This is a genomic window from Litoreibacter meonggei, from assembly GCF_003663885.1.
In the GTDB taxonomy this organism is placed as follows: domain Bacteria; phylum Pseudomonadota; class Alphaproteobacteria; order Rhodobacterales; family Rhodobacteraceae; genus Litoreibacter; species Litoreibacter meonggei.
The window spans coordinates 1-1,416 of sequence record NZ_RCCE01000015.1 but is presented as its reverse complement, the minus strand read 5'-3'; the positions used below and the strand labels follow the sequence as shown (position 1 = coordinate 1,416).

Annotated in this window: 1 protein-coding gene; it reads right to left on the bottom strand. The window is 61.7% G+C overall.

The features are described 5' to 3' along the window. Positions 1-1,403, bottom strand: a 1,403-nt coding sequence (locus BCF46_RS19590) for a nucleobase:cation symporter-2 family protein (RefSeq protein WP_147436033.1), incomplete at its 3' end; no start/stop codon positions are given. Positions 1,404-1,416: the final 13 nt, after the last annotated feature.

The following is a 1,416-nucleotide window of genomic DNA, read 5'->3' as shown; positions in this document are numbered from 1 at the left end:
CCTGCCATGCCGCCGGACACCTCTTCGGTGGCCTCGCCGGACAGCTCTTCCGGCAGGATCAGGTTCAGCACGATGGCGATCAGCGCCGCTGGCAAAAGACCAGAGGTCATCAGGATGCGCAGCGTGTCGGGCAGGTATTGCACCGCCTTCGGGTCAAGCTGCAAACCAAGGCCAACCGACAGGGCAATCGCGAAGATCACCATGTTGCGGCGGTTCCAGTTCACGTCCGACAGCATCGAGATACCGGCGGCCACAACCATGCCGAACATCACGATCACGCCGCCGCCCAAGACCTCGATCGGGATGGTGCGGATGACCGCGCCAACTTTCGGGATCAGGCCACAGATGATCAGGAAGATCGCGCCGATGGTCACCACGTGGCGCGACATCACGCCGGTCATGGCGATCAGGCCCACGTTCTGGCTGAACGAAGTGTTCGGGAAGCCGCCGAAGATGCCCGCAACAGCAGAGCCAACACCGTCCGCATAGGTCGCACCGGTGATCTCTTCTTCGGTCGCCTCACGGCCTGCGCCGCCCTTGGTGATGCCCGAGACGTCGCCCACGGTCTCAACCGCGGACACGAAGGCCATCAGGCAGAAGCCGACAACGGCGGCAAAGCTCAACTCGAAGCCGTATTTGAACGGCATCGGGAAGGCGACAGGTGCCGCACGGCCCCAGCTGGTGGCGATGCCTTCGAGGGTCACCATGCCGACGGTCATGGCATAGAGGTAGCCCACGAAGATGCCGATCACGACCGCAGACACGGCCAGCATGCCCTTGGCGTAGAACTTCAGCGCTAAGGTCACGAAGACCACGACCAAAGCCGCCGACCAGTTCAACAGTGAGCCGTATTCCGGCTTGTCGATGGCAGGAACACCGCCAGCGGCGTATTGGATGCCGACCTTGACCAGCGCCAGACCGATCATCGTCACCACAAGCCCGGTTACCAAAGGTGGCAGGGCGAAGCGGATTTTGCCGATGAACGTGGCGATGAATGTGTGGAACAGGCCACCGATGATGACGCCGCCAAACAAGGCTGGCAGCGCTTCGACACCCTTGCCGGCCACCAGCGGGATCATGATCGGGATAAAGGCAAACGATGTGCCTTGCACGATTGGCAAGCGGGCACCAACAGGGCCAAAGCCGATGGTCTGGAACAGCGTGGCGATGCCGGCAAACAGCATCGACATCTGGATCAGGTAGGTCATGTCAGGGAAACCCTGCGCCCCTGCGTCCGAGCCAAAGCCGAAGCCAGCGGCCCCGGCGATGATGATGGCCGGTGTCACGTTCGAGACGAACATGGCCAGCACGTGCTGGATACCAAGTGGAATCGCTTTCGCGAGAGCCGGTGTATAGTTCGGATCGCGCAGCTGCTCTGCGGTCCCCAATGATGTATCAGCCATGACGTTTCTCCCC